General features: G+C 71.5%; 11 protein-coding genes. 3 read left to right on the top strand and 8 right to left on the bottom strand.

All coding sequences use genetic code 11. The features are described 5' to 3' along the window. Positions 1-89 precede the first annotated feature (89 nt). A complete protein-coding gene (locus ACFYPD_RS17110; protein WP_387113884.1) occupies positions 90-1028 on the bottom strand; it encodes an aminoglycoside phosphotransferase family protein in 939 nt (312 codons plus the stop codon). A gap of 62 nt (positions 1029-1090) precedes the next feature. On the opposite strand from ACFYPD_RS17110, the gene ACFYPD_RS17105 reads away from it, so the two are divergent. Beyond that, entirely contained in the window at positions 1091-2041 is a 951-nt protein-coding gene (locus ACFYPD_RS17105; RefSeq protein WP_387113882.1) for an alpha/beta hydrolase, read from the top strand. Between the two features lie 102 nt (positions 2042-2143). Here ACFYPD_RS17105 and ACFYPD_RS17100 read toward each other — a convergent pair whose 3' ends face one another. Together ACFYPD_RS17100 and eda are read right to left on the bottom strand one after the other, a co-directional pair. Then, the gene (locus ACFYPD_RS17100; RefSeq protein ID WP_387113880.1) at positions 2144-3241 is read right to left on the bottom strand and encodes a sugar kinase; all 1098 of its coding nucleotides are present in this window, start codon (positions 3239-3241) and stop codon (positions 2144-2146) included. Between the two features lies 1 nt (position 3242). Then, entirely contained in the window at positions 3243-3920 is a 678-nt protein-coding gene (gene eda, locus ACFYPD_RS17095) for a bifunctional 4-hydroxy-2-oxoglutarate aldolase/2-dehydro-3-deoxy-phosphogluconate aldolase (protein ID WP_387113878.1), read from the bottom strand. 97 nt (positions 3921-4017) lie between these two features. Between eda and ACFYPD_RS17090 the strand changes: the two genes are divergently transcribed. Further along, complete coding sequence (locus ACFYPD_RS17090) at positions 4018-5457, top strand: RNA-guided endonuclease InsQ/TnpB family protein (protein WP_387113876.1); 1440 nt, start codon at positions 4018-4020, stop codon at positions 5455-5457. Between the two features lie 25 nt (positions 5458-5482). After that, positions 5483-6259 (top strand): IclR family transcriptional regulator, encoded by a 777-nt coding sequence (locus ACFYPD_RS17085; protein WP_387113874.1) that lies wholly within the window; start codon positions 5483-5485, stop codon positions 6257-6259. Between the two features lie 42 nt (positions 6260-6301). Here the strand turns inward: ACFYPD_RS17085 and ACFYPD_RS17080 are convergent, their stop codons facing one another. Genes ACFYPD_RS17080 through ACFYPD_RS17060 form a run of 5 tightly spaced genes read right to left on the bottom strand, consistent with a single transcriptional unit; the run spans position 6302 to position 15142 of the window. Beyond that, positions 6302-7741, bottom strand: coding sequence for a glycoside hydrolase family 28 protein (locus ACFYPD_RS17080; protein ID WP_387113872.1), 1440 nt, complete (start codon positions 7739-7741; stop codon positions 6302-6304). After that, a complete protein-coding gene (locus ACFYPD_RS17075) occupies positions 7738-9513 on the bottom strand; it encodes a glycosyl hydrolase family 79 C-terminal domain-containing protein (protein WP_387113870.1) in 1776 nt (591 codons plus the stop codon). Before ACFYPD_RS17075 ends, ACFYPD_RS17080 begins: the two co-directional genes overlap by 4 nt. A gap of 30 nt (positions 9514-9543) precedes the next feature. Then, positions 9544-11724, bottom strand: a complete 2181-nt coding sequence (locus tag ACFYPD_RS17070; RefSeq protein WP_387113868.1) for a DNRLRE domain-containing protein — start codon at positions 11722-11724, stop codon at positions 9544-9546. Positions 11725-11768: 44 nt separating this feature from the next. Then, on the bottom strand, positions 11769-13427 hold the full coding sequence (locus ACFYPD_RS17065; protein WP_387113866.1) for a glycosyl hydrolase family 79 C-terminal domain-containing protein: 1659 nt from the start codon (positions 13425-13427) through the stop codon (positions 11769-11771). An 11-nt stretch (positions 13428-13438) separates the two neighbouring features. Then, complete coding sequence (locus tag ACFYPD_RS17060) at positions 13439-15142, bottom strand: glycosyl hydrolase family 28-related protein (RefSeq protein ID WP_387113864.1); 1704 nt, start codon at positions 15140-15142, stop codon at positions 13439-13441. Positions 15143-15316 lie beyond the last annotated feature (174 nt).

Genomic DNA, 15316 nt, shown 5'->3' with positions numbered 1-15316 from the left:
CTCGCGCCGGACCTCCGCTTCGCTGTCGTCGAGGAGCCGCGGTGGAGTCCGACCTGCCAGCCTGAGGGCTTGCCGGGCGTGGTGGCTGTTCATGGCTTGGGTGTGCTGACGGCGCCGGCCGTGTATTCCGAGAAGATCTCGCCGAGGATGCGCAGCGCGCTCCCGGCGGGCTCGTCGGCATCGTCCAGGGTGTAGGCGCAGGTGACGAGCGTCTTCCAGAGGGCCCAGCCACGCCCGCGCGCCCATGTCGCCTCATCGACCGACAGCCGCTCCCGGAACGCCTGCCGGCCGTCAGCGGTCAGCAGCGTCCACGCGATTGCCAGGTCACAGGCTGGATCGCCGACGCCACAGGTTCCGAAATCGATGACGGCTGCCAACTCCCCGTCGATGAGCAGGAGGTTTCCCTGGGCGACGTCACCGTGGAACCAGCTCTGCACACCGTCCCAGCGTGCGTCCAGTGCGCTCTGCCAGATCTCGCGAGCCAGGTCGATGTCGACGTGGCCGTCGAGTGCCGTGAGCGCGCGCTGGGCTTTCTCCTCGTAGGTGCGCAGCGTGCCGCCCCGGAACCAGTTGTGCAGTCCGGGGCGGGGACCGTCAGTGGTATCGACGCGCCGCAAGGCCGCCAGGAACCCGGCCAGGTCGAACGCGAACCGGACGGGGTCGGCGATCCTGTCCGCGCTCGCCGGCTCGCCGTCGAGCCACGGGTAGACCGACCACGAGTAGGGGAAGCCCGCGCCGGGTTCACCTTTCGCCAGTGGGCTGGGGATGGGCAGCGGAAGTTGGGGGGCGAGCGCCGGAAGCCACCGGTGCTCCTTGTCGACCGCCAGGGCGTACTCGGATGCGCTGGGCAGACGCACTGACATCCGCGGGCCGAGGTGGAAGGTCCAGTTGTCCCAGCCGCCGTCGGCTACGGGCTGAACCGTGAGGCCGGCCCACTGAGGGAACTGGTCGGCAACAAGCCGACGCACCTGATCCGCGCCGACGGTGATGCGTTGAGGTACGGGACCGAGGTGCGGAGTGTCGCTCACTGAGGGGCCCTTGTCTGATCATCTCCGGACGGGCTGGTACGGATCATGGGATTCTCGCCTGCATGGCCGAACCGATCAAGTCCTCGCTCGCCGATGCCGAACTGGCCGCCTTCATCGAGACCGTTCGGCAGGATCCCGGACCTCCCGCCCGTGCTGTGGGAGCGGCGGATCTGCGGCGCGCGCAACGGCGCCGTGTCGAAGCCCGCCCCCTAGGCCCCGAGATCGCCTGGGTCGAGGATGTCACGGTCGGTTCGGCCGCCGTGAGGGTGCGCCTCTACCGGCCGTCAGCGGCGGCTCAGCCACTGGTGGTGTTCCTCCACGGCGGGATGTGGACGATCGGCGATCTTGAGTCGCACGACCGGGCGTGTCGCCGGTTGGCGCTCAAGACCGGTACGGCCGTGCTGAGCGTCGACTACCGACGGGCTCCGGAGCACCCGTGGCCCGCCGCCGTCGACGACTGCGTGGACGTCATCCGGTGGGCGGCCACCAGCGAGGCTTCGCGCGCCGGCATCGGAGGCCCGACAGTCGTCATGGGCGACAGCTCTGGCGGAAACCTCGCCGCGCTCGCCTGCCTGCGCCTGCGCGACGAGGGCGGACCACTGCCGGCCGCGCAGATCCTGGCGTATCCCAACACCGATCTGACCCTCTCCTACCCCAGCACGCGGACGAAGGCCACGGGGTGGGGGCTGCTCACCGACGACGTCGCGTGGGGGGCTGAGCAGTGGGTCCCGGACCCCTCTCGCCGCGCCCACGCCGACGTCAGTCCGGTGTTCGCCGCCGACCTCGGCGGGCTGCCGCCCGCCGTTGTCGTCACTGCGGAGCACGATCCGCTTCGGGATGAGGGCAACGCGTTCGCCGCCCGGCTGGCGGCCGCGGACGTTCCCGTCACGCACCGCTGCGAGGCCGGGATGGTGCACGGATTCCTCACCCTCGACACCGTCTCGCCCGCCGCGGCGGCGGCCGGAGACCGAATCTTCGCTGACGTCGCCGAGCTGGTCGCCCGCCTCCGCTGACCTCACGACACGCGCGACCTCGGCGTACTCGGCTACGGGTACTCAGCCGACCCCGACGGTCTGTCGTTCGGGCTCGATCAGGGCCACAATGCGTCCGCCGTACTACCGCTGCACGCGAGCGCCCCCGCCGAGGACGAGCGACTCGACTTCCTTCAGGCTCGCCATCGAGGTGTCGCCGGGTGTGGTCATGGCCAGGGCCCCGTGCGCCGTGCCATACTCCACTGCGGTGGCCAGGTCGCCGGTCTTCAGCAGTCCGTAGATCAGTCCGGAGGCGAAACTGTCGCCGCCGCCGACCCGGTCGAGGATCTCCAGGCCGGCTCGGTGGGTGGCCTCGACGAAGCCACTCCCGGCTGACCAGGCGATCGCGCCCCAGTCGTTGACCGTGGCACTGCGGACCGTCCGCAGGGTGGTGGCCACGACCGCGAAGTTGTCGTACTCCTTGGTGACCGCCTGGATCATCCGCTCGAAGTTGGCGACCTCGAGGTGGGACAGGGACGCGTCGGTGTCGGGCACCTCGAAGCCCAGCGACGCGGTGAAGTCCTCCTCGTTGCCGATCATCACGTCGACGTGGCGGGCGAGCCTGCGGTTGACCTCCCGCGCCCGCGCCTGCCCACCGATGCCCTGCCAGAGGCTGGGCCGGTAGTTCAGGTCGTACGAGATGACGGTGCCGTGCTGGCGGGCGGACTGCATCGCCGCCTCGATGGTGTCGGGGGTGGTGGTGGACAGGGCGGCGTAGATGCCGCCGGTGTGCAGCCAGCGCACCCCCAGCGTGCCGAACAGGTGGTCCCAGTCGACGTCCTCGGGACGCAGCCGGCTCGCGGCGGTGTGCCCCCGGTCGGAGGTGCCGACGGCCCCGCGTACGCCGAAGCCCCGCTCGGTGAAGTTGAGGCCGTTGCGCACGGCGCGACCGATTCCGTCGTAGGGCATCCAGGTGATGAACGAGGTGTCCACGCCACCCTGCAGGACCAGGTCCTCGAGCAGGCGGCCCACCTCGTTGTCGGCGAAGGCGGTGACCACGGCGGTGCGGAGACCGAAGCAGCGGCGCAGGCCGCGGGCGACGTTGTATTCGCCGCCGCCCTCCCACGCGCGGAAGCTGCGGGTGGTGCGTACCCGCCCCTCGCCCGGGTCGAGGCGCAGCATGATCTCGCCCAGCGAGACCAGGTCGTACCGGCAGTCGTCGGCGGGTCGGATCCGCAGCATGTCACGCCTCCGGTCCGGTGCGGGCGACCGCCACTGCGGCCGACGTACGCCGGGTGACCTCGTCCCAGCGTCCGGCAGCGATCAGCTCCGGGGCGACCATCCAGGTGCCTCCGACCGCCAGGACCGCGGGGTGGGCCAGGTAGGCGGCGAGGTTGTCGGTGTTCACCCCGCCGGTCGGGATGAACCGCATCGTGCGGAACGGCGCGGCCAGCGCCTTGATCATCCGAAGACCGCCGAGTTGTTCGGCGGGGAAGAACTTGACGGTGTCGAGGCCGGCGTCGAGCGCCATCATGATCTCGGTGGGGCTGGTGACGCCGGGAAAGACCGGCATCCCGAGCTGCTGGCAGTGCCGGACGACGGCCGGGCCGAAGCCGGGGCTGACGACGAACCGCGCTCCGGCCTCGACCGACTTGTCGACCTGGGCCGGGGTCACGACGGTGCCGGCGCCGACGAGCAGGTCGGGCCGCTCCGACATGGCCCGGATCGCCTCGGCCGCGGCGTCGGTGCGGAAGGTGACCTCGACGCTGTGTAGGCCCCCGTCGACGAGCGCCGCGGCCAGCGGGGCGGCGTCGCGGGCGGCGTCGAGCACGACCACGGGCAGGATCCGACCGGCTTCGACGGCCGCGACCACGCCGCCGGCCTCCGGATCGGACTGTTCAGAATGGCGAACGCTAGTCACATACTTGACCCTATCGACGTCGATCGCCCTGTCAACCCCGCTAGTGCCGTGACCAGAAACGTTCGCCGGGTCGGTTGCCGGGGAGTTTGTCGTACTGGTGGTGTTGGGTGTGGTTGTGCCTCGTCGTCGGGATCCTGCCGCGCCCCGGGTGGTGCATCGCACCGCGCGTGTGGCGTTGCGGGTGACGTCAGGGCAGCGGCGGCGGTGTTTCGGGCTGCTGCGTTCGGCCGGTGACGTGTGGGCGTGTGTGTTGGAGGTCAACGGGTGGCGACGTCGCCGCCGCGACGCGCCGTTGACCAGCTATCAGGAGTTGTGTCGGGAGTTGGCGGTGTCGGGGCCGGGCACGTTCGGGGAGTTGGATTCGACGGGTGCCCGGTCGGTGTTGCGCCGGTTCTCCGACGCGTGGTTCGCGGCGGCGAAACGCCGCAAGGACGGTGACGTGTCGGCGGGGTTCCCGCGCCGGCGGCGGGGGTTGGTGCCGGTGCGTTGGTATCACGGCACGTTCACCCTCGACGGGCGTCGGGTCCGGGTCCCCTGCGCCAGGGGTGCTGCGCCGTTGTGGGTGCGGTTGGCGCGGGAGTTGCCGTATCCGGTTGAGCAGGTCCGCTCTGTCACGCTGTTGTGTGAGGGCGGCCGGCTGTACCTCGATATCACTGCTGAAGTGCCGGTGGCGACGTACCCGGCCGGTGAGGAACCGGACCCGGCAAGGGTGGCCGGGGTGGACGTGGGGATCATCCATCCGTATGCGGTGGCCGGCCCGGACGGTGCGGGGCTGTTGGTGTCGGGGCGGGCGATCCGCGCCGAGCACCGCATGCACCTGGCGGATACGAAGGCCCGCTGCCGTGCGGTCGCGCGGCGGGCGCCGAAGCCGGGGCAGCGGGGGTCGCGGCGGTGGCGTCAGTATCGGCGTCGGGCGCGGCTGGTGGAGGGCCGGCATGGGCGGCGGGTGCGTCAGGCTCAGCACGAGGCCGCCCGCCAGGTGGTGTCCTGGGCGGTACGCCAGCGGGTGGGTGTGCTGCGCGTGGGTGACTCGCGTGGGGTGCTCGACCTACCGGCGGGGCGGCGGCACAACCTGCGGCTGCGGCAGTGGCAGATCGGCCGGCTCATGCAGATCCTCACCGACAAAGCTGTCCTGGCCGGCATCACCGTGCACCTCGTCGACGAACGTGGCACCTCTTCGACCTGCCCGGCCTGCCGGCGGCGGGTACCGAAACCCCGCGGCCGGACCCTGACCTGCCCGCACTGCACGTTTGCCGGGCACCGTGACCTGGTCGCGGCTGCCACCATCGCCACCCGCACCCCGGGCGGCGGACCCACCACCCCCACACCACCGGTCGTGGTGCCCGGGGTGGTCACGCACCGTCGAGCCGGACGACACCTCCCCGGTGCCGGCCAGTCCCGACGTGACCCCCGCCGCCCAAGCAGGGCGGCGCGAGGATCAGTTGGCCCGCGGAGGCCCGCCCCACCACCCGGTGGGGAGTCGCTCGCCCAACAGGCGAGGATCCACAACCCCCACCGGACACCCGGTGAACGTTAGTGGACACCGCACTAGAGTGGCCGCCATGACCTCGCCCGACGGGTTCCTCCCGGTGAAGTCCGCCGGCCGGACGCTGGAGGTGCTCGAAGCGCTCGCCGCCTCGCCGCACCGGCGTTCCCTCGTCGATCTGGCCCGCGCCCTCGACATCCCCAAGAGCAGCCTGCACGGCATCCTCCGCACGCTGGCCCAGCGCGGCTGGGTGGAGAGCGACCTGACCGGCACCCGGTTCGGGCTCGGCCTCCGGGCGCTGCAGGTCGGTGCCGCGTACCTCACCGCGGACGACGCCATGGGCCTGCTCGGCACGGTGCTCGACGACCTGTCCCGGCAGTTCGGCGAGACCGTCCACCTGGGGCGCCTCGACGGGCCACACGTCGTCTACCTCGCCAAACGCGAGTCCGTGCACCCCCTGCGGCTGTACAGCGCCATCGGCCGGCAGTTGCCGGCCCACGCCACGGCACTCGGCAAGGTGCTGCTCGCCGAGCGCCGCGACGAGGAGGTCGACGAGTTGCTGAGCTGGCCGCTGCCCGCCCTGACCCGGCACACGGTCACCACGCCGGACGCGCTGCACGCCGCGCTGGCCGACGTCCGGCAGCGGGGCTACGCGGTGGACCGCGAGGAGAGCACCGAGGGCATCGTCTGCGTCGCGATGGCCGTACCCCTGCGGTCCCCCGCCGCCGACGCGATCAGCCTCTCCGTGCCGGTGGCCCGGCTCGGGCCCGACACCCAGGAACGGATCGTGGCGGCGCTGCACCGGGCGGTCGACCAGGTCCGCGCGGCCCGCGGCCTGCTGACCAGCGCCTGACCCGCCGCTCGACCCCGGCCCGACGTGGAGCGGCGGCAGCCGTCACGCCGAGGCCAGGTCGAGCGGCACCCCGTTCTCCAGCACGTTGCGCAGCACCAGGTTGTCGACGTGCTCCACCACATCCGCGCGGCTGGTGGTGCCGAAGTCGACGTCGGTGAGGGTCACCGTCTCGATGTGCGCGTCGGGGTAGCCGCGCAGGTTGAGGCCACGACCGGCCGACCGGACGGTGAGATCCCGGACGTGGATGTCGCCGACGACGGGCTTTAACCCGTACCCGGGCCCCTCCTCGTAGTAGAAGTTGATGTCGATCACCGCGCTGGCGACCTCGCCGATGCGGATGTCCCGGGCGTGGAAGCCGGTGATGAACCCGCCGCGCACCGAGTTCGTCTTGAACCGCAGCGCGATGTCCAGGTGGGGGCTGGACATCTCGCAGTCGCGGACGAACACGTCACGCACGCCACCGGACATCTCGCTGCCGATGGTGACGCCGCCGTGGCCGTCCCGCATCAGGCAACCCTCGATCAGGATGTCCTCGCTGGGTACGGCGACCCGGCGCCCGTCGGCGTTGCGCCCGGACTTGATCGCGATGCAGTCGTCACCGGTGTCGAAGGTGCAGTCCCGGATGACGACCAGTCGGCTGGACTCGGGGTCGCAGCCGTCGTTGTTCGGGCCGTGCGAGTCGACGGTCACCCCCTGCACGAGGACGTTCGTCGACAGCGTCGGGTGGATCTCCCACATCGGGGACCGGACGATCGTGACCCCCTCGATGAGCACGTTGCGGCACCGGTACGGCTCGATGAACGACGACCGCAGGTAGTCCCCCTCGCCGAACACCCGCTGCTCGACCGGCACCCCCTGCTCGGCCATCGCGAGCAGCCGGGCCCGGGCGTCGTCCTGCTTGGGGTCGCCGGGCCGCCAGCCGTACTCCGGCTTGCCCTTCCACGGCCACCAGTGCGCGGTGTCCGCCTGACCGTCCAGCACCCCGGAGCCGGTGACGCCGATGTTCTCCTGCCCGTACGCGTAGATCAGCGGCGAGTAGTTGTAGAGTTCGACGCCCTCGAACCGGGTCAGCACGGCGGGCAGGTAGTCGGCCGGGGTCTGGCTGAACAGGACCGCCGCGTCGGCCGTGACGTGCAGGTCGACGTTGCTGAGCAGATGGATGGGCCCGGTCAGGAAGCGTCCGGCCGGCACCACCACGTGCCCGCCACCGGCGGCGTGGCAGTCCGCGACGGCCCGCCGGATGGCGTCCGTGCAGTCCGTGACGCCGTCACCGACCGCGCCGTAGCCGGTGATGTCGAACCAGCGGTCCGGGAAGTGCGGCCGTCGTACCTTGGCGCTGATGTACTCGGCGCGGGCCCAGGGGTTTCCGCCGGGCGTCGGGTCGGCGGACGCTCGGCCGCCGAGCAGCGGCGTCAGGGCGGTGGCGGCCCCGGTGGCCGCCGCCCACCGGAGGACGTTCCGCCTGCTGTGTTCCTTGGTCATCGCGCTCTCCCGGGATCGGGTGGGAAGCATTCGGCAGGTCGGCCGGTCCCGCCGCGGCGGGACCGGCCGAGGGATCGTGGTTCAGGTCCCGTTGCACAGTGCGAGAAGGTGACGATCTGCGCGGTGCCCGGCGCGACGGTCACCGTCGCCGACCGGTGATCGACCGCGACGGCCGTGGACTGCGGCGCGCCGGTGGCGACTCCCGCGGGCGACACGCTCCGGCCGCCGAGGGAGATCTGCGCGGCGTCCAGCGCGGCCAAGCCCTCCGGCGCCGCGCTGCGCAGGGTCACCTGGCTTCCGGTGCCGTACGCCGAGGGCAGGTTCAGCGTCACCGCGTCCCGGGTGCTGCCCGCACGGGCCGGGTCCTGGACGTTGATGAGCACCACGGTCAGCGTGTCGGCGTTTCCCTTGACCGCGTACGCACGGAGCTTGTCCAGGTGCTCGTCGGCGAGATCGAGGTCGACGAACCGGCCCTGCGGCACCTGCCGGAACGCCCAGATGCCGTAGTAGAGCGGGTTCGCCGACAGCTCGTTCGCGTCGAGTGCCGCCTGGTCGTCGGCGCAGAACGCACCGTAGTAGCGGTAGGAGATCGGGTACTCGGCGGAGTCACGCGCCTTGAAGTCGCCGCAGACGCCGGTGGTGTTGGTGTGGAACTGCAGCCGGTCGACGCCGCTCTGCGCCGCCTGCAGGAGGTAGTCCAGCGACCAGAGCGCGGTCGCATAGGAGTTGCTGACCCCGGGCATCCCGCTGCACGAGGCGCTGTTCGACTCGTTGAGGGTCATCGGGATCCTGCCGTGCAGCTGGTCGTCGACGGCCATGATGCCGGCCAGCTTGCTGCGGGTGTTCGTGTAGGTAAGCGGGGACATCAGCTGGTCGACGGTCACCGTGGAGGAGCCGCAGTGGCTCCACGGGTACCAGTGCGACGCCACCTCGGCCAGCACCTGCTGCGGCTGAGTGGACCCGTCGGCCAGTGCGGCGGAGATGAAGCCCTCCAGCCGGGTATTGGTCTTCGCGGTGTTGGCCGACGGCCCGACGATCTTCAGGTTGGCGTGCGGCAGCGCCTGGTCGATGGCGGCCCGGTACCGCTTCGCCGTCTCCCACATCTCCGCGTCGGTCAGGGTGGTGACGTTGTCGTACTCGTTGCCCAGCTCCACCCCCAGCAGGTCGTCGCCCAGGGTCCGGTACGCGGCCGTCACCTCGGCGACCACCTGCTCCAGGCTGACGGCGGGCGACGGGTCCCGGGTCGGGTTCTTGATTTTGGCGGGGTCGATGATCTTCTTGAGCGGCGCGCCGAGGGTCACCTTCCAGCCCGTGGCGTCCAGCAACTCCTTGAGGTGGTCCAGGTCGCTCTGGTCGACCGTGCCGCCGATCGCCTCGGGCGGGGCCGGCGCGTCGGTCCACGTGCCGAAGGCGGGCCACACCAGGTCCATGGAGTAGCCGCCGAGCCGGATCACGCCCTGCGGACCGAGCGTCCGCAGCCGCTCCGCCATCCGCTCCCGGGTCAGGTAGCCGTGCGCGAAGTCCGCGGACTCGACCGAGAAGCCCTGGAAGTCCCCACCCAGCACCGCGTTGCGTCCGTCCACGGTGGCCGTGAGCGTGAGGTCCGTCGTCGCGGCGGAGTCGTCAGCGGTCGCGGGCAGGCCGCCGGCCGCCACGAGACCGGTCGCCAGCACGCCGGCGACCAGCGACCGGCGCAGGAGACTTCGCCGTACGGGGACAGGGGTCGCGGCGCGGGCGCCGCGACCCGGAGCGGCAGTGCCGTCGGTGTTCATGGGTTCTCCTCGCAGTGGTGGTGGGTGGCATCAGCGGTACAGATGCAGTCGGGGGCGGAGGTCCGGCGCGGGCGCGGCACGTCCCGATAGTTCGAGTCGCCGACCGTCGTCGGCGGTGTCCTCGCCCCGCTTCCGCTCCCGGATCAGCAGGAAGCCGAGGCAACGGCCGCGAGCGTGGCGCAGCGCGTCGGTGACGTCGAGCCGGACGGGACCGGTGGCACGGGTCGCCGTGAGCTGACCGGCCGGGTACAGCTGGTCGCCCACCGACGTGGGCCGGACCGCGCCGGGATCGAGGTGCGGTGCTGACTCCCAGGTCAGGTCGCGCTCGGTCCAGGACGTGTCGGTCATGACGTACGCCATGACGGTCAGCGGCGCCCCGTCCGTGCTGTCGCCGTGCAGCTCAAGTACGGCCCGGCGCGCCGCCGGGCCGCCGCCGAGATCGAAGGCGAGATAGCTCACGGCCGAGGTGCCGCCCGGGTCGAGGGCGATGGCGAGGCTCTGCTGTGCGCCGCTGGCGGCCGGGCCGCCCTGGCTCACCGAGGCGTCGGCGTAGGCCTCGATCGAGCGTGCCTCACCAGGGTCGGCCACGGTGACCAGCCAGACGGCGTCGGCGGGCTGGGTCAGCGTGATCCTGCCGTCGGCGGGCAGCGGGACGACCGTCGTGATGCCTCCGCTGTATGTCGGGCTCACCTCTTCGACGACGACCTCGCCCCCACCGAGGCTTAGCACGCCGAGGTCCAGCGAGACGGGGCCCGCGGGGCTGCCGCTGGGGCGGGGCAGCCAGAGGTGATGGCAGCGGGTCCGCTGGTCGCGGCTGACCGGGACCGTCCCGCCGTCCCCGGTTGCGGCATGCAGCAGCCGGCGCTGCTGGCCGGCGAAGCCCTTGGCGAAGAGGCGGTTCACCTCGGCGGCCTTGGTGCCGCCGTGGATGTCGTAGACGCCGCTGTGCTCGACGTGGTAGCAGCCGGTGCCGTACGGGATGCCGTTGGCGCGCATGGTGTCCTGGAACTTGAACACGATCATGCCCTCGGCCTGAGCGGTGACCGCCTCGCCCCAGATCCGGGCCAGGTCGCAGTAGATCAACGGGGTGTCGAGGTCGTCTCCGCTGGTCTCGAACGCGCTGGTGTTGCGGCGGTTGAACTCCGAGTAGACGATGGGCAGCTCCGCGCCGGTCGGGGTGTACTCCCGCATCCGCTGCCGCATCATCGCGAACTCGTACGCGTAGACGTCCGCCGTCTTGTTGTACTGGTGGGTGTCGAAGACGTGGAAGATGTCGTAGTCCACCTGGGCACCGTGGTAGTCGGTGCGCAGGTTCCGCAGCGAGATCTCGCCCCAGCCGTACCGGTCGTCGCGGGCATCGGCGTCGGGGTCGGCGTCCATGTGATCGTTTCCGCGGGAGCTCGACACGTGGGTGACGACCGGCGCGTGGACGAGGGGCCGCAGGCGCTTGCCGTAGCGCTGGTTGACGTCGGCGATCGCGCATCGCACGGCGTCCGACGCGATCTGCAGCCCGCGGATGTAGATCTGCTGGTCGACGATGTCCCGGGCGGCGCTCGGGTGGTCGGGCTCGTTGACGAAGTTGAAACGCTCCACGTCGTAGTCCCGGGCCAGGTGGTAGGTGAGCGCGTAGTGCTTCTGCCACTGCTGCCACAGACCCGACCACGGGCTGTTCCAGCGCAGCTGCGCGGCCTCGATGATCGGGGTGATGCCGAGCCGCTTGAGCTCGGCGAGTTGGTGGTTGAGTCGGTAGAAGTTGGTGGTCGAGTAGACGTGGTGCTCGAACACCTCGTGCAGCAGCGGCCAGTCAAGGAAGCGGTTCTGCTCGGGGCTACGGCGCAGTTCGTCCTTAGCCGCGTCGAAGGCATGGACGTCGGAGATCCCGGCGCCCGGGTCGAAGGCCTCGTCGGGACACCAGTCCTCGAAGGACGCGAAGAAGCGGACCGCGTTGACGCGGGAGTACGCCAGCCAGGCGCTGGTGTTGCTGCCGGGCATGAAATGACCGGTGTTGTAGCCGACGAGGGGCATTCCGCGGCCGGCCGTGGCCGTCGACACCACGACACTCAGCGGGCCGCCGGCGGGGGCGGCCGCCGCGGGACGACCGCTCCGAGCCCCGGCCATCGTCGCGGCGGCGGTGAGCCCGAGGCCGCCGAGCAGGGTGCGTCGGCTGAGGCCCCGGGGCGGGTGGACCGGGTCCGGTGCTGGACTCTGCATGGTGCGGCTCCCGTCGTCCTGGATGGTCGGGGGCGTCTGACCGGTCAGTGGGAGAAGGTGACGAGCTGGGCGGTGCCGGGCGCGACGGGGACCTCCGCCGACCGCCGGTCGACCGGCACCGTGCTCGGGCGTGGGGTGCCCGTGGCGGTGCCGGCGGGTGAGATCTGCTGGTCGCCGAGGGTGATGCGGTTGGCGTCGAGGGACGCGAGCCCGTCGGGTGCGGTGCTTCGCAGGGTCACGGCTCGCGCGGTGCGGTAGGCCGCGGGCAGGTTCAGCGTGACTGTGTCGCCGGTGCTGTCGGCGGCGGCGGGGTCCTGGACGTTGATGAGGACGACGGTGAGGCTTCCGTCGCGGCCCAGGACGGCGTACGCGCGAATCTGGTCGAGGGCGGTGTCGGGCAGGTCCAGGTCGAGGAACTTGCCGGTGGGCACCTGGCGGAACGCCCAGATGCCGTAATAGAGGGGGTTGGCGGAGAGCTGGCCAGCGTGCAGCGCTGCCGGATCGGCCGCGCAGAACGCGCCGTAGTAGCGGTACGAAATCGGATAGTCGGCGGACTCACGCGGCTTGAAGTCGCCGCAGATGGCGGCGGTGTTGGTGTGGAACTGCACCCGGTCGACGCCGCCCTGCGCGCCCTGCAGCAGGTAGTCCAGCGACCACAGCGCGGTGGCGTAGGAATCGCTGACCCCCGGCATCCCGCTGCACGAGGCGCTGTTCGACTCGTTGATCGTGGACGGAACGGTGTCGTGCAGCCGCGCGCTGACCGCCCGCATGCCGGCCAGCTTGGCCCGGGTGTTGAGGTGCGTCTCCGCGGACATCAGCTGCTCGATGGTCATGGTCCGGCCGCTGCAGTGGCTCCACGGGTACCAGTGCGAGGAGAGCTCGGCGAGCACGTGCTGCGGGTTGACGGAGCCGTCGGCCAGCGCGGCGGTCACGAACTCGTCGACCCGGGTGCTGCTCTTCGCGCCGCTGGGCGAGGGCCCGGCGATCTTCAGCCGAGCGTGCGGCAGCGCGGTGCTGATGGCGGCCTGGTACCGCTTGGCCGTCTCCCACAGCTCCGCCCCGGTCAGGGTGGTGACGTTGTCGTACTCGTTGCCGAGCTCCACGGCCAGCAGGTCGTCGCCGAGGGTGTCGTACGCCGCCTTCACCTCGGCCACCACCTGATCGAGGGTGACCTGCGGCGACGGGTCCCGGGCGGGGTTCTTCACCTTGGCCGGGTCGATGATCGACTTCAGCGGGGCACCGAGGGTGACCTTCCAGCCGGAGGCGTCCAGCAGCTGCTTGAGATGGTCGAGGTCGGCCTGGTCGACGGTGCCGCCGATCGCCTCCGGCGGCGCCGGCGCTCCGGCCCACTGCCCGAAGGCGGGCCAGACCAGGTCCATCGAGTAGCCGCCCAACCGGAGCACACCCGGGCCCAGCGTACGCAGCCGTTCGGCCATCCGCTCCCTGGTCAGGAAGCCGTGCGCGAAGTCCGCCGACTCCACGGAGAACCCCTGGAAGTCGTCGGCCAGCCGGGCGCTGTGCTCGTCCAACGTGGCGGTGATGGTCAGTTCGGTGGTCGCCGGTGCGGCGTCGCCGGCGACGGCTGCGCCACCGGGGTACGGCACCAGCGCCGCGACCACAGCGCTCACGACGAGGCACCGGCGCAGCCGCAGGCGGCCACCGGAGCCGCGGGTCGCCGGTCCTCGACCTGTCACGTCACGCATCTCGGTCCTCCTCAGGCAGGTGCCGGAAGTTGGTGCCGCCCGCGCTGGGCGAGGTAGAGGTCCTCGACGGACGGGGCGGATCCGTGGTCGGCGAGCAGCGACTCCAGGTCGCCGGAGAAGTCACGGGACAGGCCGCTGCTGCTGCCCTCGACGCCCTGCACGCCGACCGTCGCGCTGCGCGGCGCCACGTCGGCGATGGTGATCGCGTACGGGCGGCCGTTGGTGATCCGGACGTTCCAGTGCGCCATCCGCGCCCCGAAGAGGGGGCCGGACGCGGCTGATCCGCCCACCCGCCCGTTGTTCTCCAGCGTGATGTTCGTCCGGACGTTCTCGAACGGGAGTGCCCGGTGGGTGTCGAACGTCCCCTCCGCCATGCGCCCGCCGCGGTACACGTTGCCGGCCGAGAGGCCTTCGACGTTGAGGCCGTGGTGGATCGCCCCGGAGGCGACGGGAACGCTGAACCGCTCGATCTCGAAGTCCTCGACCAGGTTGTCGGTGGACTGCATGCGGCAGGCGAAGCTGTGGTGGGCGGCCCGTCCGCCGACGGCAACCCCGGTGATGGTGACCGATTTGGCAGTGGTGAGCCCGAACCCGAGGTCGCAGTTCTCCACGCGGACGTCGCGGGCCCAGCAGTCGTGCACCGCCTGGAAACACACCCCGTTGGAACCCGGATGCCGGTTGTGCGCGGTCTGCGGGACGAGCTCGTTGCGGATGGTGAGGTTCTCGACACCGGCGTCGCTCACGGTCGGCCCGATCGCGCGCAGTCGCGCCGGCCAGCCGGGCCGGAGGTCGTACTTGAGCGGCTGCGCCAGCCGGACGACACGCTCGCCGAGCACCGCCTCCACCCGCACCGGCCACTGCAGGGTCGCGTACTGCACGTACTGCCCGCCGGATCCGGTGACGAGCTGGGGCGCCGAGCGGGGCCAGTCGTAGTCGCGGGTGCCGGGCACGTCGCCGGCGAGGTGCTGCAGCAGGCTCGCGTCCGGCGGGTTCTGGCACTCCAGCACGACCATGTCGCCGGGGGTGAGCCGGTCGGTGCCGGAGACCACCAGGGTTCGCTGGCCGCGGGACGTCGCGCCGACCTCGGTGAGCACGTCACCGAGCAGCCATCCCTCGGTGCCCGCGTAGTCCTCGGCCTCCGAGCGGGCGCGCCGCTCGGGCGCGACGAACCAGATCTGCCCGCCGGTCCAGGACCAGCGGCTGTTGCCGTTGGACTGGCGGTTCGGCCGGTAGCCGTCGTCGAGGGTGCGCGTGAAGTGCAGCACCGTGGTGTCCCGGCGGGTTCCCCTGAGCACCACCCCCGACCAGTGCATCCACACCGGCCCGGAGAGCGTCCAAGTCCCCGGTGGCACCAGCACCACGCCCCCGCCCTGCTCGCCCGCCTGCCGTACCGCGGCGTTGAACGCCGCCGTGCAGTCCGTCCCGTTCGGACGGGCACCGAAGTCGGTGACCTTCGTGGCGACCGCGGGCCGCGGCGGCCGCCCGCCGAGCCGGTAGCCGGCGGTGGAGACGTCCGGGAGCAGCGGATGACAACCGGGGGCCTCCCGCCACTGACGCAGGAGGTCGGCGGCGGCGTCACGGGCCGGTCCGGGGCTGGCGGGTTCCGCCGCCCGGGCGGGCGGAGTCACGCCGGCGAGGGTGGTGGCGGCGGTGGCGGCCGCGCCCAGGCCAAACAGTCCACGTCGGGTGATGGCGGAATCCGGGATTGGCGCCATGTTCTCTCCTCCGAGCCGTGCGGAGCCGACCTGAAATCGTTTGCGGTCCGACGTTCACGACACCAAACACTTGGCCGGGGGTCAATGCGTTACAAGACTGAAACTTGTTTCACTCCCGCTCCCCCGACCCGGCGGTCTCCTTCAGCACGAAGAAGGAAAGTGCCGGTCGGCGGG

This window comes from Micromonospora sp. NPDC005299, from assembly GCF_042872345.1.
Lineage (GTDB): Bacteria > Actinomycetota > Actinomycetes > Mycobacteriales > Micromonosporaceae > Micromonospora.
This window is presented reverse-complemented; position numbering and strand designations above follow the sequence as displayed.